Annotated in this window: 18 protein-coding genes and 1 pseudogene; 8 read left to right on the top strand and 11 right to left on the bottom strand. The window is 67.0% G+C overall.

Going from position 1 to position 16,804, the window contains the following annotated elements; all coding sequences use genetic code 11:
• Positions 1-103: 103 nt before the first annotated feature.
• Positions 104-787: a DedA family protein gene (locus RM50_RS07035; protein ID WP_043451232.1), complete on the top strand. Its 684-nt coding sequence runs from the start codon at positions 104-106 to the stop codon at positions 785-787.
• Here RM50_RS07035 and RM50_RS07030 read toward each other — a convergent pair.
• The 5 genes from RM50_RS07030 to RM50_RS07010 all read right to left on the bottom strand — a co-directional run bounded on the left by RM50_RS07030 (position 784) and on the right by RM50_RS07010 (position 4,277).
• Positions 784-1,578: a MerR family transcriptional regulator gene (locus RM50_RS07030; protein WP_043451229.1), complete on the bottom strand. Its 795-nt coding sequence runs from the start codon at positions 1,576-1,578 to the stop codon at positions 784-786. The genes RM50_RS07035 and RM50_RS07030 overlap by 4 nt on opposite strands.
• 53 nt (positions 1,579-1,631) lie before the next feature.
• The gene (locus RM50_RS07025; RefSeq protein WP_043451226.1) at positions 1,632-1,967 is read right to left on the bottom strand and encodes a hypothetical protein; all 336 of its coding nucleotides are present in this window, start codon (positions 1,965-1,967) and stop codon (positions 1,632-1,634) included.
• Positions 1,968-2,088: 121 nt separating this feature from the next.
• Positions 2,089-2,292 (bottom strand): cold-shock protein, encoded by a 204-nt coding sequence (locus RM50_RS07020; RefSeq protein ID WP_009357211.1) that lies wholly within the window; start codon positions 2,290-2,292, stop codon positions 2,089-2,091.
• 132 nt (positions 2,293-2,424) lie between these two features.
• Positions 2,425-3,051 carry a response regulator gene (locus RM50_RS07015; RefSeq protein WP_043451225.1) on the bottom strand — a complete coding sequence of 209 codons (627 nt, stop codon included), beginning with the start codon at positions 3,049-3,051 and terminating at the stop codon, positions 2,425-2,427.
• Positions 3,048-4,277 carry a sensor histidine kinase gene (locus tag RM50_RS07010; protein ID WP_043451223.1) on the bottom strand — a complete coding sequence of 410 codons (1,230 nt, stop codon included), beginning with the start codon at positions 4,275-4,277 and terminating at the stop codon, positions 3,048-3,050. Before RM50_RS07010 ends, RM50_RS07015 begins: the two co-directional genes overlap by 4 nt.
• Positions 4,278-4,470: 193 nt before the next feature.
• Here RM50_RS07010 and RM50_RS07005 point away from each other — a divergent pair, with 193 nt between their 5' ends.
• Entirely contained in the window at positions 4,471-5,043 is a 573-nt protein-coding gene (locus RM50_RS07005) for a GlcG/HbpS family heme-binding protein (RefSeq protein ID WP_043451221.1), read from the top strand.
• 126 nt (positions 5,044-5,169) lie between these two features.
• Here RM50_RS07005 and RM50_RS07000 read toward each other — a convergent pair whose 3' ends face one another.
• The 4 genes from RM50_RS07000 to RM50_RS06985 are packed head-to-tail and all read right to left on the bottom strand — an operon-like array spanning position 5,170 to position 9,276.
• Entirely contained in the window at positions 5,170-6,363 is a 1,194-nt protein-coding gene (locus tag RM50_RS07000) for an acetyl-CoA acetyltransferase (RefSeq protein ID WP_043451219.1), read from the bottom strand.
• On the bottom strand, positions 6,360-7,031 hold the full coding sequence (locus RM50_RS06995) for a CoA transferase subunit B (protein WP_043451217.1): 672 nt from the start codon (positions 7,029-7,031) through the stop codon (positions 6,360-6,362). Before RM50_RS06995 ends, RM50_RS07000 begins: the two co-directional genes overlap by 4 nt.
• 31 nt (positions 7,032-7,062) lie before the next feature.
• Positions 7,063-8,502, bottom strand: a complete 1,440-nt coding sequence (locus tag RM50_RS06990) for a short-chain fatty acid transporter (RefSeq protein ID WP_043451216.1) — start codon at positions 8,500-8,502, stop codon at positions 7,063-7,065.
• A 57-nt stretch (positions 8,503-8,559) separates the two neighbouring features.
• Positions 8,560-9,276, bottom strand: a complete 717-nt coding sequence (locus RM50_RS06985; protein WP_043451215.1) for a CoA transferase subunit A — start codon at positions 9,274-9,276, stop codon at positions 8,560-8,562.
• Positions 9,277-9,440: 164 nt separating this feature from the next.
• Between RM50_RS06985 and RM50_RS06980 the strand changes: the two genes are divergently transcribed.
• Positions 9,441-10,238: an IclR family transcriptional regulator gene (locus tag RM50_RS06980; protein ID WP_043451214.1), complete on the top strand. Its 798-nt coding sequence runs from the start codon at positions 9,441-9,443 to the stop codon at positions 10,236-10,238.
• Positions 10,239-10,351: 113 nt separating this feature from the next.
• Here the strand turns inward: RM50_RS06980 and nadE are convergent, their stop codons facing one another.
• Positions 10,352-11,206 (bottom strand): ammonia-dependent NAD(+) synthetase, encoded by an 855-nt coding sequence (gene nadE, locus RM50_RS06975; protein WP_043451213.1) that lies wholly within the window; start codon positions 11,204-11,206, stop codon positions 10,352-10,354.
• A gap of 75 nt (positions 11,207-11,281) precedes the next feature.
• Between nadE and RM50_RS06970 the strand changes: the two are divergent.
• The 5 genes and pseudogenes from RM50_RS06970 to RM50_RS06955 form a co-directional block, all read left to right on the top strand.
• Positions 11,282-12,529: pseudogene (locus tag RM50_RS06970) on the top strand (FAD-dependent oxidoreductase); the annotation flags it as partial.
• Between the two features lie 48 nt (positions 12,530-12,577).
• Positions 12,578-13,162 carry an orotate phosphoribosyltransferase gene (gene pyrE / locus RM50_RS20980; protein ID WP_205622237.1) on the top strand — a complete coding sequence of 195 codons (585 nt, stop codon included), beginning with the start codon at positions 12,578-12,580 and terminating at the stop codon, positions 13,160-13,162.
• Between the two features lie 210 nt (positions 13,163-13,372).
• Positions 13,373-14,119 (top strand): GAF and ANTAR domain-containing protein, encoded by a 747-nt coding sequence (locus RM50_RS06965; protein WP_043451212.1) that lies wholly within the window; start codon positions 13,373-13,375, stop codon positions 14,117-14,119.
• 82 nt (positions 14,120-14,201) lie between these two features.
• A complete protein-coding gene (locus RM50_RS06960) occupies positions 14,202-14,822 on the top strand; it encodes a hypothetical protein (protein ID WP_043451210.1) in 621 nt (206 codons plus the stop codon).
• Positions 14,823-14,890: 68 nt separating this feature from the next.
• Positions 14,891-15,931, top strand: a complete 1,041-nt coding sequence (locus tag RM50_RS06955) for a Tat pathway signal protein (RefSeq protein WP_043451208.1) — start codon at positions 14,891-14,893, stop codon at positions 15,929-15,931.
• On the opposite strand, the gene RM50_RS06950 is transcribed toward RM50_RS06955, so the two are convergent.
• Positions 15,928-16,764: an HAD-IIA family hydrolase gene (locus RM50_RS06950; protein WP_043451206.1), complete on the bottom strand. Its 837-nt coding sequence runs from the start codon at positions 16,762-16,764 to the stop codon at positions 15,928-15,930. The genes RM50_RS06955 and RM50_RS06950 overlap by 4 nt on opposite strands.
• Positions 16,765-16,804 lie beyond the last annotated feature (40 nt).

Here is a 16,804-nt window from a genome sequence, read left to right as displayed (position 1 = left end):
GCCCGTCCGGCGGGGGCTGGAAGGCGCCGGTGCGCCGGCCCCGTAAGGTAGACATAACGGGCCATCAGGCGGATACGGCAGGCAGCGGAAACGGGACGGGCGTATGTGGACAATCATGGCCGGTGCAGCCAGCCCCACCGAGGGGCTCACGGGCATCGTGGGCTTCGCGGCGCGGGCCATCGATACTTTGGGTGAATGGGGCGTTGGCGGCTTCACCCTCGCGGAAACCGTGGTGCCTCCCATCCCCAGCGAGGTGATCCTCCCGCTGGCCGGCTACCTCGCCAAGCAGGGCTCGCTGAACCTCTTCCTTGTCTTTGCCACCAGCACCCTGGGCGCCTACCTGGGAGCGTTGCTGCTCTATTGGCTGGGGGCAAGACTCGGCCTCGAACGGTCCGTCCGGTGGCTCTCCAAACTGCCGCTGGTGGACAGGGAAGACTTTGAGCATGCGGCGGGCTGGTTCCGCCGGCACGGCAAATCCTCCATCTTCTTTGGCCGCCTGCTGCCGGGAGTGCGCAGCCTGATCTCCCTCCCTGCAGGGGCGGCGGCCATGCCCCTGGCAACCTTCACCCTCTTCACCCTCGCCGGCAGCGGTCTGTGGAACGGCGCCTTGGTGGGCCTGGGCTATCTCCTGGGCACCCAGTACCAGCTGATCGAGCAGTATTCACGTTTCCTGAACTATGCCGTCTATGCCGCGCTCGCTGTTGCCCTTGTCCTGCTCATCATCCGGCGGACCAGGAGGGCCAAGGCCAAGCGGACGGAAACCGAGCGGGCCGGTTCCAACTCCTAGTTTCCGTCCTGCAGGTGCTTCTCCACGTAACTGCGGAGGGCGGCGCGAACGAAGGAAGCCCCCTCCGTGCCGCCGTAGTTGGCGGCGAAGCGCTGGTCCGCCACGTACATGTCCGCCAGCCCGAGGACGTATCCCTTGAGGTCCCCACCGGCGGTGGCGGCGGGGGTTCCCGGAATGGACTTCAGCCACTCGACGTGCCGCCGGGCCAGGTCCTGGGCCCCGGACCCATCCGGGGCAACCCCTGCCGTGGCGGCCGCAATCCAGTCCCTGCCCAGGTTCTCGGCCCTGGACTTCCACTCACGCTTTTCCGCGTCGTCCTTGCTGCGCCACCACGCGTCGGACTCGGCGTAGGCGTCCTTGCCCCAGCGTTCCTCGACCTCGTCCTTGTACTGCGTGTGGTCGAAGCCGTCAAACATGTCCTCTGCCATCAGTTGGCCTCCTTTCCTTACCGTTTCGATGGTTTTCCGCACCGACTGCGCCTGCAGCGCCAGCCGCTGCTGTTCCTGGCCAAGCCATTCAAGGTGGCGGGTGAGCGCCTCCACAGGATCGGCCTGGCGGTGGAAGACCTCCGCGATGGCGTCCAGGCCCAGGCCCAGCCCACGCAGCAAAAGGATGCGCTGCAGCTGGAGGAGGGCGGCGCCGTCGTAGTAGCGGTATCCGTTGATGCCTACCCGGCTTGGTTTTAGCAGGCCGACGTCGTCATAGTGCCGCAGGGTGCGGCTGGTAGTACCGGCAATCCGGGCTACGTCCTGGATGGACCAGTCCCTGGCGGCCCCTTGGGTGTCTTCCATGTTCCGAGACTAGAGGTTGACGCAGCGTCAAGGTCAAGGGCTCTTGAGGATCTTCAGCGGGCCTTCCGGCCGCGCTTGCTCCGGTGCCGGGCCTGGGCCACCAGGCGGGTAAACGCGTAGACGAAGACTGCCTCAAACAGCACCATGAGTCCCGCCAGCACCCACTGCTGCCGGCTGATGAAGACGATGCACCCGGTCAGGGCCAGGACGGTTCCCAGGGCCAGCGCGTAGATGGCAAAGCCCATGGCCACCCGGGCGCTGCGCACGCCGGTGCGGAAACCAAATCCGTAGGGCTCCCCGCCCGGCTGCCCGGGCACGCGGTCGGGCACTGCGGGGCCAAGGGCGTCGAACTCCTCCCACGGGTCCCTGTCCTGGTCCTGGCCGGTCATGGATCAATTATCCCAAACCCGAAACCGCGGCATCATGCCGCACAAAAAAGCAGCGGCCCCGCCAACCGTGTTGGAGGGGCCGCTGAATGGGGTCCGGCTGCTGCCGGAGGCCGCCGAAGACTTAGAGCGGGCGGATGTTCTCTGCCTGCGGGCCCTTGGGGCCCTGGGTCACATCGAATTCGACCTTCTGGTTCTCGTCCAGTGAGCGGTAGCCGCTGGTGGCGATTGCCGAGTAGTGGGCGAATACGTCAGCGGACCCGTCATCGGGGGCAATGAAGCCAAAACCCTTTTCGGCGTTGAACCATTTAACTGTGCCTGTTGCCATGGCTGCATTCCTTCATGTGACTCTGATTCTCTCCCCGGGGAACGTCCCGGAGTGCGCGGGAGTTAGTCCCCCGCAGTCCCCAACGTACGGGGCGCAGGGCGCCGGTGCAAGGGTAGGCGGCATAATGTGCCGTTACCGCATCCCTTCGCGCCGGATTGCGGTGGCAATGGCGGCCGCCCGGGAGTCCACTCCGAGCTTGGAATAGATGTGTGCCAGATGGGTTTTGACGGTGGCCTCGGAGATGAAAAGCCGCTGGCCGAGCTCGCGGTTGCTCAGGCCTTCGGTCAGCAGGCTCAGCAGTTCCGCCTCCCGGGGCGTGAGGACTTCCTCGGGGTTGCGCAGCTGCTGGAACAGCCGTGACGCCACCGGCGGGCTCATCACGCTCCTGCCCTGCACCGCGCCCCTGATGGCGGCAAAGATCTCTTCCGGCGCCGCGTCCTTCAGCAGGTAGCCCATCGCTCCGGAATCCACGGCCCGGACAATATCGGCATCCGAATCGTAGGTGGTGAACACCAGGACCGCCTGCCCGCGATTGAGGTCCCGAATCTGCCTGATGGCTTCGATTCCGTCCATCCCCGGGCCCATCGCCAGGTCCATGACCACCACGTCCTGCGCGTGTTCGCGCACCAGCTGCAGCGCTTCCCCTCCGGATGACGCCTCAGCCACAACCTCCAGGTCAGGCTGGGTGCCGAGCAGCGCGCGCAGGCCGCTCCTGACCACCAGGTGGTCATCCACCAGCAGTACCCTGATGCCGCTCACCTGCCTCCCTCCACCGGAAGTTGCGCCGCCACGATCGTTCCTTCGCCGGGAGCGCTTTGCACCGAGAATGTGCCGCCCAGCTGCTCCACCCGCTGCCGCATGGCCCGCAGCCCGTAACCGCCGGCGGTCGACGGCGGGGCTGCCGCCGCCGGATCGAAGCCGGCGCCGTCGTCGTAGATGTCAAGGGTGACGGCGTCCGGAAGGTAGCCCAGTGTCAGTGCGGCCACCGACGCTGAAGCATGCAGCGCGATGTTGGAGGCCGCACTCTGCACCACCCTCAGCAAGGCATGCCGCACCTCCGGGGAAACCGGCGCCGCCCCGCCCGTCACCACCACGGTGGCTGCCGGCACGTACTGCCGGGCGGCCAGCAGCAGGGCGTCCGGCAACGGCGTTGATTCCAGCCCGGGGGAGGCCAGCTCGTGCACCAGGCTCCTGGTTTCGGCCAGGTTCCCGCGGAGCAGCGTGGTGGCATGGCGAAGACTGTCCCGCGCCGCCGCGCGTGGCCATTCGCGGTTCGCGGCTTCAAGCAGGAGCAGGCTGCTGGCCAGCCCCTGGGTGACGGTGTCGTGGATTTCGCGCGACACCCGTTCCCGTTCGGCGATGGTGCCGGCGCGTCGTTCACTTGCCGCCAACTGTCCCTGCGCCAGCGAAACTTCCGCGTGCAGCCGGCGCTGCTCCTCGGCGTCGTGCTGTATACGGTCATAGATGAGCGTCAGCATGACGGCCACCGCCAGCGGTCCCAGCAGCATGGCCACGTCGGTCCCGTTGCCCAGCCGGAACAGGCCAACGGCGGTGGCCAGGGTGATGGTGCCCGCCAGGATGTAGGAGGCAGGCCCGCGCAGCGCGCTCCTGCACAGGAAGAAGAGGGCGAAGGAACACCACGCGAAGCTTGGCGCCGCCACCACCAGGGCCGCCCACACAGCCACCAATGCGACCACCCAGGTGACGCTGTGCCGGCCACGCGCCGACAGCAGGGCCACCACCGCGTACAGCAGGCTGGCGGCCGCGGCGAGTCCCAGCACCAGCATGTTGTCGGCCGGGGAGTGCCGCATGACGTACCGCACCACGGAAGCCACCAGGAGCACAGCGAAGCCCAGATGGACTGCGGCCTCGATCCTGCCCACCCGTGCCTGGACGGTGGGCGGTGCCGGGACGTGCCGGCCGCCGGTGCCGCCCGCGGCACCGGGTGCCGCTGGAGAGGGTGCTGTGGCGTCGGTGGCAGGCATGCGGAATCCGGATCTGGTGGTGGAAAGGGGTGCATTCCATGCTAGGGCTCTCCGGCCGGCTTTGCCTCAGCCTTTTGGCTGATACGGCTGGCCTTTCGGGGCAGCCAAGGCCAGCCGGACGCCCGATGCCCCTGATGCTGTGGCCTTGAAGGATGGAAAGCGGCACCAATCCACTCCAGCCGAAGGAAGCACCATGAAGAAGCCGCACAAAGTACTTACCGCCGCAGCAGCTGCAGCGATCCTTGCCACCGCGGGAGCCACCGCGGCCGCCAACGCCGGTACTGGCCGCGCTAACGGCGCGGAAGCACCCGCCGTCGTCCCCGCCGTTGACGTCCAGCCGGCACCGGAAACGGTGGTGCAGCAGAGCCGCATCACTGCCGGAGCATCTGCCCAGGCAGTGACGGCAGCGCTCGCCACATGCCAGGCGGACAAGCTGCCGTTCGTCACGGTGGCCGTCGTCGACCGCTTTGGCACGGTCCAGGCAGTGCTGCGGGGAGACAACGCCGCGGCACACACCATTGAGGCCGCCAAGCAGAAGGCCTATACGGCTGCAGCCTTCGGCGCCCCCACCAGCGAACTGGCCAAACGCGTCAACGGCAACGGTCCCTCGATCGCCGACCTGCCGGGCACGCTGTTCCTTGCCGGTGGTGTCCCGCTGAAGGTGAACGGCGTTTCGGTGGCGGGCATCGGCGTGGGCGGTGCGCCCGATGGCGCCCTGGATGAAGCCTGCGCCACAGCGGGCGCCGAAGCCATCGCCGCCAAGTAGGCTGGGGCCGCCGCCGGGCCGCCCGTCGTGGGGGCACTTTGGCGCGGACACGCCGCCCGCTACCGCCCCGGCGGGCGACGCCGGCCGGGATGTGCCCCACGACGGCGTCGCCTCAGTCCCGGGAGATCACACCGCTTCGAGGATGCTGACGTAGTTGGCGATGCCCACGCCGCCCATGTTCTGCACCGCGGCGCGGCGTGGGGCTGCCAGCTGCATGTCGCCGGCGGTGCCGGTGAGCTGCATGGCGGCCAGGACGTGCTGCGACACGCCGGTGGCGCCGACGGGGTGGCCCTTGGACTTGAGGCCGCCGGAGACGTTGACCGGCAGCTTCCCGTCCTTGTACACCCAGCCCTCCGTGAGGGCCCGGGCGCCCTGGCCGGGTTCGGTCAGGCCCATGGCCTCGTACATGATCAGTTCGGCGATGGTGAAGCAGTCATGGACTTCGGCGAGGTCAAGGTCTTCGAGCCCGACGCCGGCCATCGCCAGGGCGCGCTGCCACGAGACGCGGGTGGCTTCGAAAGCGGTGGGGTCGCGGCGTGCGGCGGGGAAGAAGTCGTTGGCCTGGCCAAAGCCGGCGAGCCGGACCGGGGAGGCGCTTCCGCCCGTGGGGGCGGTGGACAGCACGACGGCGGCTGCACCGTCCGAGACGGGGGAGCAGTCGGTGCGGCGCAGGGGATCGGCCACCATCGGGTTCTTGTCCGAGACGGTCCGGCAGAACTCCTCGCCGAGGTCCTTGCGGAGCTGGGCGTACGGGTTGTCCACGCCGTTGCGGTGGTTCTTCGCGGCGATGCTGCCCAGGATGTCGCCCAGGCTCCCCGCGGCGTCGTAGCGCTTGGCGTAGTGCTTGGCCACTTCGGCGAAGAGCCCGGTAAAGCCGGTGGTGGAGGGCTTGCCGGCCATGTCGTAGTCCGCGCCCAGCAGACCGGCGCCCACCACATCCGCTCCGGCGTGGGTCATCTTCTCCGCGCCGATGACCAGGACGGTTTTGGCGGTGCCCGCGAGCAGCGATTTCGTGCCCTGCTGGAACGCGGCGGAGCCTGAGGCGCAGGCGTTCTCCACCCGGGTCGACGGCACGTTGGCCAGCTCCGGGGAAACCTGCAGCGCCAGCGAGGAAGGGAATGCCAGCGGCATCATGCCGGAGTTGAACTGGCCCACGTAGATCTCATCGACCTGGCCGGGCTCGATGCCGGCTGCGGTGATCGCATCCGTGGCCACCTGGACTATCAGGGATTCCAGGGTGTCGTCGGCGAGTTTGCCGAATTTGCTGTGGCCCCAGCCGGTGATCAGGACGTCCTTGCCAAACTGTTCCTTCAGGCTCATGCCGCCACTTCCTTGTCCTCGAGCCGGACTTCGAAGCCGGCGTCGGTTTTCTCCAGGATTTCCTCCACGGTGACCCCCGGGGCCAGCCGGGTCAGCGTGAGCTGCCGCCCGCCGTCGTCCGTCTTGTGAAGGTCAAAAACGGCGAGGTCGCTGATGATCCTGTCCACGCAGCTGAGCCCGGTCAGCGGGAGGGTGCATTCGTGGACGATCTTGGCCGTTCCGTCCTTGGCGTTGTGCTCGGTGAGGACCACCACGCGCGGGGTTCCGGCCACCAGGTCCATGGCCCCGCCCATGCCCTTGACCATCTTGCCCGGAATGGTCCAGTTGGCCAGGTCGCCATTGCCGGACACCTGCATGGCGCCCAGGATGGCAACCTTCACGTGACCGCCCCGGATCATGCCGAACGAGGTGGCGGAGTCGAAGATGCTGCCGCCGGGCAGGACCGTGACGGTCTGCTTGCCGGCGTTGATCAGGTCCGCGTCCTCCTCGCCCTCGTACGGGAAAGGGCCCATTCCGAGCAGGCCGTTCTCGCTCTGCAGCACCACCCGCACGCCGTCGGGCAGGTTGTTGGCCACCAGCGTGGGGATGCCGATCCCCAGGTTCACGTAGTCGCCGTCGTTCAATTCCTCGGCCGCGATCGCAGCCATTTCATCCCTGGTCCATCCCATGGGGCCTTCTCCTTGATCTTGTTAGCTGTACTCAGTTGGGTATTACCGGCGGCACGAACTCGAACGTCATTCCCAGCAGCCAGGCGAGCAGCAGGACCACCGGGAGGTGGAACAGGAACTGCTGGAACGTGAAGCCCACCAGGTCCCTGGCGCGCAGGCCCAGGACAGCCAGCAGCGGCAGCATGAAGAACGGGTTGATGAGGTTGGGCAGGGCCTCGGCCATGTTGTAAATCTGGACAGTCCAGCCCAGGTTCATGTTGACGTCCGTGGCGGACTGCATCACGTACGGCGCCTCCACCAGCCATTTGCCGCCGCCGGACGGGACGAACATGCCCAGGAGGGCCGTGTAGAGGGCGATGATGACCGCGAATGCGCCGTTCCCGCCGATGCTGGTGAAGAAGTGCGCCAAATGCTCGGATACCGAGAGGCCGCCGGCGCCGGTGGCCTTGGTCAGGATGGCCGCCATCGCGGCATACAGCGGGAACTGGACCAGGATTCCTGCGGTGGCAGGAACAGCCTTGGTGACTGACTGGAGGAATTTGCGCGGCGTCCCGTGCAGCACCAGCCCCAACATCAGGAACACCAGCAGGTAGCCGTTCAGGGAGCTCACAACGCTCAGGAGGGGCAGGGTCAGCAGCTGGGACACCAGCCAGCCCAGCGTCAATACCCCTGCCAGGATGGGGAGGACCCTGCTGTATTCGAGCCACTCGCCGGGCCGGGATTTTTCGGCCGGCGGTTCGGGCTGGTCGTCAAGGTCGACGCCGAGATCGGCAGCCGTTGTGACGGCACCGCCGGTGGGGGCAGAGAAGTGCGCGATGACCGTGGTCAGCAGCATCAGGATGGCCAGCGTCAGCAGGGACTGCCAGGTGAAAATGGTGGTCCCGAAATCCAGGACGCCGGTGATTTTCAGCAGCGCCGGCGGAATGGAGGCCTTGGTCGCCTGGAGCTGGGCGGCCGAAGAGGACATGCCCAGCGCCCAGACCGCGCCGAGTCCCATGAAGGCCGCGGCGCCGAGTGCCCGGTAGTCCACGTGCAGGTCCTTGCGCCGTGCCACGGCCCGCGCCAGGAGACCGCCGAAGATCAGGCTCAGGCCCCAGTTGACGAAGGACACCGACATGGACAGGACCGCCACAAAGCTGACCGCGGAGCGCGCCGAGCCCGGAACCTGGGCCAGCCGCTCAATCAGCCGGGCAACCGGTGGGGAGGTGGCCACCACGTAGCCGGTGAGCACCACCATGGCCATCTGCAACGTGAAAGCGGTGAGGTCCCAGAACCCGTTGCCGAAGGAATCCACCACCGCCTTGGGCGAGGCGCCGATGGCCAGCGCCGAGATGGCCACCAGCAGTACGCCGGCAAGGGCAAAGATGTAGGCATCCGGGAACCACTTCTGCGTCCAGCCGGCCAGCGTTTCCGCCATCCGGGCCAAACCTTTCTGGCGGACATCCTGGGTGTTGAGCTGCGTGGCAGTCATAGCGGTGATCTCTCCATCGAGTGTTTGGGGCTGCGGCGTCGGGTTCGGCGGCCGGGGTCAGGCGGAAACGAGCCCGGCCCGCTGCCGCACGGTCCGCTGCTCGATGTCCTTCACCCGGTCCGTGGCCTGGACCAGCCGCTGGACGAAGACGCCCGGGGTGACGATGTGGTTCGGGTCCAGGTGACCGGCTTCGACGATGACTTCCGCCTCCGCGATGGTCAGGATGCCCGCCGTGGCCACTACCGGGTTGAAGTTCCGGGCGGTGTAGCGGTAGATCAGGTTCCCATCGGTATCCGCGGTGTGCGCGTGGACCAGTGCGACGTCGGCCCGGATGGCACGCTCCTGGACGTACTTTTCGCCGTCGAAAACCTCGTGCGGCTTGCCTTCGGCAACCAGGGTGCCCACACCGGTCTTGGTGTAGAAGGCGGGAATGCCGGCGCCGCCGGCCCGGAGCCGTTCAGCCAGGGTGCCTTGCGGCGTGAACTCCACCTCCAGCTTTCCGGCGAGGTACTGCTCCGCGAACAGCTTGTTTTCACCCACATAGGAGGCGATGACCTTGCGGACCTGGCCTGCCTCGATCAGGATGCCAAGACCCTTGCCGTCCACGCCCATGTTGTTGGAGACCACCGTCAGGTCCCTCACGCCGGAATCGCGGACAGCCTCGATCAGGTCGGCCGGAATGCCGCTGAGGCCGAACCCGCCCACCGCGAGCGTGATGCCATCATGCAGGGCCCCGTCCAGGGCGGCGGCGGCAGAGGCCTGGAGTTTCGTCATGTCGTCTCCTCATCGAGTACGCGATTGTCCACTTTGTGGACGTGCAGAATCTGAGTTTGGAGCCTACGGGCGCTGTGACAGAGGTGTCAAGAAAGGCAATGAAGGAACTTATAGTATGGACACGAGGGTCTGAAGCATCCACATTATGGACAGATGGAGGGGTTATGGCGACGGCACCGGTTCAGGGCGCCCAGGTGGTCACGCGGATTGCGGGACTGCTCCGCCTGGTGGGCAGGAGTGCGGAGGGCATGCCGCTCCAGCTGCTGGTCCGGGAATCGGGGCTGACCCGCCCCACCGTCCACCGGCTCCTGGCCTCGCTGGCCGCCGAAGGGCTGCTGGACCAGGACCCCGTCACGGGCAATTGGGTGCTGGGCCCTGAAGTCCTGCTGATGGGATCCGTTGCCTCGGCCCGGTTCCCCATGGAGGACATCGCGCGGCCCAGCCTCCGGCGGCTGGCCCAGGCCACCGGTGAGAGCGCCTTCTTCTCCATCCGCCGGGGCGCCGAAACGGTGTGCCTGCTGCGCGAGGAGGGCAGCTTCCCCGTCCGGTCCTTCGTGCTCCATGAGGGCGTCCGGTTCCCGCTGGGGGTGGCCTCCGCCGGGACCGCCATCATGGCGTTCCTGCCAAAGAGCGAGCAGGAGGAGCTGCTGGGCCGTTGGCCGGAGCATGCGGGCTCCTTTGCCGCAAACCACACCCCCGAACGGGTGCGGGCCAACCTTGCCCGGACCCGCGTGGCCGGCTACTCCGTGAACCCCGGGCTGGTCCTGGAAGGAAGCTGGGGGATGGGTGCGGCGGTGTTCGACCGCACCGGGAAACCCTCCTGGGCCCTGTCGCTGACCGGCATCGAACCGCGCTTCAAGCCGGAACGGCAGGAGGAGCTGGGCGGCCTGCTCATGGCGGAGGCCCACCGGATCACGCAACAGCTGGGCGGAGGCAGCGACGGCGGGCGGCGGACCCGCTGAGCCTCCACGGCTGTGCACGGAAACGACGACGGCGCGCTGCCCCTTTCCGGGGCAACGCGCCGTCGTCGTTCCTGCTGAAGCGTGTGGAGTCTCCCTTTAATGCGGAAGGTCTCCTAGAGTCCGGCGCGGGGCTCCTCCGGCCCCTGGGTCTTCCACCAGGTGTCGAAGATGGTTACCGGCACGGTGCGCTTGTGGCGGGTGCGGAGGTATTTATGTTCGATCGACTCGGCCACGGCGTCGGGAACCTCCCGGCCTTCGAGGTAGTCGTCGATCTGGTCGTAGCTGAGGCCCAGTTCGTCCTCATCGGTGCGGCCCGGGCGGTCATCCAGCAGGTCCGCCGTGGGAACCTTCTCCCAGACGCGGGCCGGGGCGCCGAGCTCGGCCAGCAGGGCACGGTTTTGCCGCTTGTTGAGGCCGAACAGGGGAAGGATGTCGGCGCCGCCGTCGCCGTACTTGGTGAAGAACCCGGTCACTGACTCGGCGCCGTGGTCCGTGCCGATCACGAGGTAGTTGTGCTCACCGGCGAGGGCGTACTGGGCGATCATGCGGGTGCGGGCCTTGGTGTTGCCCTTGTGGAAATCGGAGATCTCAGAGCCCACGGTCTTTTCGAACTCGTCCTCAAAGCCGTCCACCGCAGCCGAAATGTTGAACGTCCACTCCGTCTTGGCCTTGATGAAGTCCAGTGCCGCCTGGGCGTCCTCCTCGTCGTGCTGGACGCCGTAGGGCAACCGGACGGCCACGAAGTTGGCCTCCACGCCTTCGGCCTCGAGCTCCTCCACGGCCAGCTGGGCAAGCTTGCCGGCCAGGGATGAATCCAGGCCGCCCGAGATGCCCAGGACAAAGCCCTTGGTCTGGGTTGCCTTCAGGTATTCCTTGAGGAACGTGACGCGTTTGCGCACCTCCCCTGCGGGATCGATCCGGGGCTGCACGCCCATTTCTTCAATGATCTTGGCCTGGAGTTCGCGCATGCCAACCAGCCTAGCCAGCAGTGTCAACACTGCTCAACTGTTCCGGCCGGGACATGCCGGGCGTAGCGTAATGGCATGGAACGGACGGGGTGTGCCGTGGTAGGCGGCGGACCGGCGGGAATGATGCTGGGCCTGTTGCTGGCGCGCGGCGGGATCCGCGTGACGGTCCTGGAAAAACACAGCGACTTCCTGCGGGATTTCCGCGGCGACACGGTCCACGCGTCCACAGTGCGGTTAATCGATGAACTTGGCCTCGGCGCCGGTTTCCGCAGCCTGCCCCAGAGCCGGCTCACCAACGTGGCGGTCCCGGTCCCCGGCGCCGGGATGGTTACCCTGGCAGCCTTCGATACCCTGAAGCCGCCGTACAACTACGTGGCCATGATGCCGCAGTGGGACTTCCTGGACTTCCTCGCCTCGGCTGCCGCAGCCGAACCGACCTTCACCCTGCTGATGGAGGCCGAAGCCACCGGCCTGGAGTTCGACGGCGGACGTGTCACCGGGGTGCGCTTCCGTGGCCCGGGCGGGGAGGGTGAACAGCTGCTGCCCGCCGACGTCGTGGTGGCCGCGGACGGCAGGCACTCCGTGCTCCGCCAAGCGGCAGGGATGCGCGCAACGGAGTACCCGGTGCCCTTCGACACCTGGTGGTTCAAACTCCCGCGCCGTGCGTCGGAGCAGGGCGAGGTGGCCGGCGTCGTCCCCTCGCTGGGCGACCGGGACGCCATGATTGCCCTCAACCGCAGCACCTACTACCAAATGGGATACCTCGCCCCCAAAGGCTCGGACGCGGCGATCCGTCGCAACGGCGTTGAGTGGTTCCGCCAGCTCGTGGCGGCCCTGCGGCCCGACCTCGCCGACCGTGTTGAGGCCATCAGCAGCCTTGACGACCTGCACTGGCTGGACGTCAGGCTCAACCGCCTGCGGCGCTGGTACGTCGATGGATTCCTGTGCATCGGAGATGCCGCCCACGCGATGTCACCGGCGGGCGGGGTGGGAATCAATCTGGCCATCCAGGACGCCGTGGCAGCCGCGGAACGGCTGGTTCCCGACCTGCGCCGGGGACAGGTGCGGACCAGGACCCTCGCGGCGATCCAACGCCGGCGCCACCTGCCAACGGTGCTGGTGCAGGCGGTGCAGCGGATCCTGCACCGGGCGGTGTTCGTTCCGCTCTTCGCCGGGAAGTTGTCCGGTGACATGCTCGCCGGCGCCGACGGCCGCCGGTTTCCCCTCCCGCGGGTGGCGTTCTTCGTCCTGCGCCACAATCCTGTGGTCAAGCGTCTCCTGCCGCGGATCATCGCGATCGGTCCGCGTCCCGAGCACGCCCCCGGGTTTGCCCGCCCGTTGACCGTCCACCCACCCACTAAACTTGAGCCCATGACTTCGCCCACCCAGACTGCCGCCAACACCGCAGCTGCCCGCGCCCGACTGCTCGAACTGATCAAGGAACTCGCCGTGGTCCGCGGCAAGGTAATCCTCTCCAGCGGGGCGGAGGCCGATTACTACATCGACCTGCGCCGCATTACGCTGCACCACGAGGCGTCCAAGCTGGTGGGCCAGGTCATGCTGGCGCTGGCAGACGACGCCGGCATCGACTTCGAGTGCGCCGGCGGTCTCACCATGGGGGCCGACCCCGTGGGCACAGCCGTGATGCACGCCGCCGCAGACGCTCGCCGGACCGTCGATGCGTTCGTGGTTCGGAAAGCCCAGAAGTCCTACGGTATGGGCCGCCAGGTGGAGGGTCCGTCCGTCGAAGGCCGTAAGGTCCTTGTCCTGGAGGATACATCCACCACCGGCGGTTCGGCTCTGACCGCGGTGGAAGGCGTCCGCAAGGCCGGCGGCAATGTCGTGGCCGTGGCCGTGATTGTTGACCGCGATACCGGCGCCAAGGAAAAGATCGAAGCCGAAACAGGTGTTCCGTACCTCTTCGCGTTCGGCAAGGACGAACTGGGACTCTCCTGATCGAGGCCGCTTTCCGGGCGCCGGCGGTTTGGCGTCGGCGCCCGGCTGAACCGGCGCGCGGCTGGCCGGCAATAAAGGGCCGGGGCTCCGTGACGCCCAGGAGCCGGAGCTGCGCCACTGTTGCTGGTCGGGCGTTCAAGGCTGCCATATCATTGGGATAACCCGTTCAGCACTTGGAGACCGTGTACCTTGCTCCCCCCAGAACAGCCCTTGAGCGCAACCGACCAGATCCAGAACCTCATCCTGGACAGCGCTGATTTCGAAAATTTCCTCAACGAACTGGCCCGGTTCTCCGCCCACCAGATGGCGGGCGACGGCGATGACGCCCTCTGCGGCATCACGCTGCTGCGCGACCGCAAGGCAGCAACCATCGGCTGGAGCAGTCCTTCTGCCCGGGAAGTCGACGAAATCCAGTACTCCCTGTCCCAGGGACCCTGCCTTTCGGCCGCCAAGGAAGAGCGCGAAGTTTACGTTCCGGACTTGTTCCAGGAGGACCGGTGGGGGCCCGACTACGCCGCCGCCGTTGCCTCCCACGGGCTGCGGTCAGTCTTGTCCCTGCCCTTCAACCTGCAGGGCGAGGCAAAGGCCGCGCTGAACCTCTACTCCGATGTCCCGCGCAAATTCGACGGTCCTGCAGCGGCCCGGGCCAGGGACTTCACCCGCGAAATCTCACAGGCCCTGCGCCTGGCCGTGCGCTTTTCGCTGCACGCCGACAGCGCGTCCAACCTGCGTGCCACGCTTGAATCCCGGACCACCATCGACATTGCTGTTGGCATCGTCATGGCGCAGAACCGCTGCAGCCAGGAGGCCGCGGTACAAATCCTGACCGAGGCGTCCAGCAACAGCAACACCAAACTGCGCGACGTCGCCAGGTCCATCGTGGACTCGGTGGGAGGTGCCGGCTCCCGCACGTTTTACCAGGAACCGGGGAAGGTCAGCCCCGGCACAGGCGCCTGAGGTCCGGGTTGTGCCGGGACTCGGGCGGGGGTTACGCTTGCGGAGGTTGAGCCGTCGGCCATAGACCTCTTTTGGAGTACCTATGGACCGCGCATTAGACGCTCTCGTCAATCTCGATGTTCCCGCAGACATCGTCCGGATCGAAGTCCGGGGGACCCTTCACCACGATTCCCGTGCTGAACTGGTCCACATCATCCGCCGCATCCGGAGGATGGGGATGCGATGCCGCATCAGCGTCGACCTGTCCCAGGCGGCGCTGATCGAATCCTCCGCGCTCGCCGGCCTCCGCCACGATCTCAACGCAGTGGACTGCGGTTCCCTGCTGGGAGCCGCCTCCGCCGGAGTCTCCCTCCAGCTCGCGCCCGGCGCCCGGGACTGGGCCATGGAGGACACGTCCAGCCGCAGGCCGCTGGCGATGGACGACGATGTCACGGAACTCTTTCCCGGCGCAGACCTTCCAGGCGGGTTTCCCCAGCTTCCCATGATGTGGATCGAGAGGCTGTACGGCCGCCCGTTGACCGAATACACGGATGAGGAACTGCTGCTGGCCAGTGACGCGCTTTTCGCGCTGCTCGATACCCCGCAGGCGCCGGATGGCGCGGACCTTTTGGGACGCTACAACGACGTCGGGCTGGAGATCCACCGCCGCCGCCAGCAATCCGAGGCCCCGTTCCCGGCCGCCGGAGGGCAGGCCGCCTGCTGAGATCCGGTTAACCTAACCTTTACCCGTCCCGTTGCGGCGGCAGGTTTGGCTGGGCTTACGGTAGGAATGTGCCGTATGAGGGGGAGGTCAGTCCGCAGGGCCGGCGCGCGGTTTCCGACGCCCGGCTGCTGTCGGAGGCTGCTGCCCTGAAACGCTTCTCCCGGCGTACCTTCCTGGCCGGAGCCGGGGCGTCCGGGCTGCTCGCTGCGGACATGATCGTCACCCGTGAGGTGCAGTCGCAGCGCCGCTCCACACGGATCCTGCCTGTCGCGGACGACTTCGCCGACGCCTACTATCCGGACGCCAGCTGGTTCCTTTTCCCCGGTTACAAGACCAGCTGGGAGGAGGCCCAGTGGATCCTCAACACGCTCCGGGGTGCGCTGAACAAGCGCGCCCGGCTGGCCGCCGTCGGGTATTCCAACCTGGGGTTGAACGTCACCGAGGTGGTCAACGCCATCACCGACTACGTCACAGCGGAGAAGATCACCAAGCTGTTCTTCTACGGGCACAGCTTCGGAGGCATGCTCGCCACCCAGGTTGCCGCCCGGCTCCTTGCGCTGCAGGGGCTGCAGGTGCAGTTCATCCTGCTGGACTCAAGCCCCTACAGCGCACACGACGTGCTGGACCAAAGCTGGTTCGACGGCGTGGTGTTCCTTTATGAGCGCGGCGTCCGGTTCCCCTCCACGCTGCGCGGCGGGTACGAACTGGGGGAGCGGATCATCCACAAGGACGAGCGGAGCTGGCGGCAGATCCTGGACCAGACCCTGGAACAGCTGTCCCCGATCGCGCCGTCCAGCGTGCTCATCCAGACCGAGTCCGCCTACATCTACCACTTCGAGGCCAGCCAGTTTGCCGGGAAACTGGGGACCGCGAAGATGGCTTACATCGGCAATCCAAAGGACCGGACCGTGGACTACGAAACCGCAGCGGAAACCTGGTCGGTGGTGTTCAAGGACAACATGGTCTCGAGCAACCTGCAGACCACCGGTGCGGCTCCCGCCCATGCCAGCCCCGGCTGGAACCCGCAGATCTACCGGCCCCTGGTGACGGGGCTGCTGGACGAGTATTTCCCCCTGCCCCGGGGCGGCTCCCGGGTCAGCATCTTCTAGATCTGGTTCTTCAGGTCCGCCACCGAGTTCAGCACCTGGTTGGGGCGGAACGGGTACGCGGCAATATCGTCCTTGTGCGTGATGCCGCTCAGGACGAGCACGGTGTGCAGGCCCGCCTCCATGCCCGCAATGATGTCCGTGTCCATCCGGTCACCGATCATGGCGGTGGTCTCGGAATGCGCGTCGATCTGGTTCATCGCGGAGCGGAACATCATGGGGTTCGGCTTGCCCACGATGTAGGGTTCCCGTCCGGTGGCTTTGGTGATCAGGGCGGCGATCGCTCCGGTGGCCGGCATCGGGCCGTCCTTGGACGGGCCCGTGGCATCCGGGTTGGTCGCAATGAACCGGGCGCCGGCCAATATCAGGCGGATCGCGGTGGTGATCGCCTCAAAGGAGTAGGTCCGCGTCTCGCCAAGCACCACGAAGTCCGGGCTCTGGTCGGTGAGGATGAAGCCGGCCTCGTGCAGCGCCGTCGTCAGCCCTGCCTCGCCGATGGTGTAGGCGCGGTTCCCGGATTCCGAACCGCCTGCGGACACCTGGTCCTTCAGGAACTGCGCGGTGGCAAGGGCCGACGTCCAGATGTTTTCCTCGGGAATCTCCAGCCCGGATGCGCGCAGGCGGGCGGCCAGGTCGCGCGGCGTGAAGATTGAGTTGTTGGTCAGCACCAGGAACCGCCGGGAGGTGTCCACCCAGCGCTGGATCAGCTCCGCCGCGCCCGGGATCGGCTGGTTCTCGTGGACCAGGACGCCGTCCATGTCCGTCAGCCAGCACTCAATCTCCTGGCCGTTGCGGTAAACCGCCGGGTTGCCTGCCACCTGGTCTTCTTCTGCCATGCCTGTCCTCCACGTGATGATGGTTGCCCGAATGCTCCAG

Source organism: Pseudarthrobacter phenanthrenivorans (assembly GCF_000813845.1).
Taxonomy (GTDB): Bacteria; Actinomycetota; Actinomycetes; order Actinomycetales; family Micrococcaceae; genus Arthrobacter; species Arthrobacter phenanthrenivorans_B.
This window is presented reverse-complemented; position numbering and strand designations above follow the sequence as displayed.

What these genes read in the sequence shown, in the direction of transcription:
- RM50_RS07035 (WP_043451232.1), top strand. Translation starts at nt 104, where the DNA reads ATGTGGACAATCATGGCCGGTGCAGCCAGCCCCACCGAGGGGCTCACG.
- RM50_RS07030 (WP_043451229.1), bottom strand. Translation starts at nt 1,578, where the DNA reads ATGGAAGACACCCAAGGGGCCGCCAGGGACTGGTCCATCCAGGACGTA.
- RM50_RS07025 (WP_043451226.1), bottom strand. Translation starts at nt 1,967, where the DNA reads ATGACCGGCCAGGACCAGGACAGGGACCCGTGGGAGGAGTTCGACGCC.
- RM50_RS07020 (WP_009357211.1), bottom strand. Translation starts at nt 2,292, where the DNA reads ATGGCAACAGGCACAGTTAAATGGTTCAACGCCGAAAAGGGTTTTGGC.
- RM50_RS07010 (WP_043451223.1), bottom strand. Translation starts at nt 4,277, where the DNA reads ATGCCTGCCACCGACGCCACAGCACCCTCTCCAGCGGCACCCGGTGCC.
- RM50_RS07005 (WP_043451221.1), top strand. Translation starts at nt 4,471, where the DNA reads ATGAAGAAGCCGCACAAAGTACTTACCGCCGCAGCAGCTGCAGCGATC.
- RM50_RS07000 (WP_043451219.1), bottom strand. Translation starts at nt 6,363, where the DNA reads ATGAGCCTGAAGGAACAGTTTGGCAAGGACGTCCTGATCACCGGCTGG.
- RM50_RS06995 (WP_043451217.1), bottom strand. Translation starts at nt 7,031, where the DNA reads ATGGGATGGACCAGGGATGAAATGGCTGCGATCGCGGCCGAGGAATTG.
- RM50_RS06990 (WP_043451216.1), bottom strand. Translation starts at nt 8,502, where the DNA reads ATGACTGCCACGCAGCTCAACACCCAGGATGTCCGCCAGAAAGGTTTG.
- RM50_RS06985 (WP_043451215.1), bottom strand. Translation starts at nt 9,276, where the DNA reads ATGACGAAACTCCAGGCCTCTGCCGCCGCCGCCCTGGACGGGGCCCTG.
- RM50_RS06980 (WP_043451214.1), top strand. Translation starts at nt 9,441, where the DNA reads ATGGCGACGGCACCGGTTCAGGGCGCCCAGGTGGTCACGCGGATTGCG.
- nadE (WP_043451213.1), bottom strand. Translation starts at nt 11,206, where the DNA reads ATGCGCGAACTCCAGGCCAAGATCATTGAAGAAATGGGCGTGCAGCCC.
- pyrE (WP_205622237.1), top strand. Translation starts at nt 12,578, where the DNA reads ATGACTTCGCCCACCCAGACTGCCGCCAACACCGCAGCTGCCCGCGCC.
- RM50_RS06960 (WP_043451210.1), top strand. Translation starts at nt 14,202, where the DNA reads ATGGACCGCGCATTAGACGCTCTCGTCAATCTCGATGTTCCCGCAGAC.
- RM50_RS06950 (WP_043451206.1), bottom strand. Translation starts at nt 16,764, where the DNA reads ATGGCAGAAGAAGACCAGGTGGCAGGCAACCCGGCGGTTTACCGCAAC.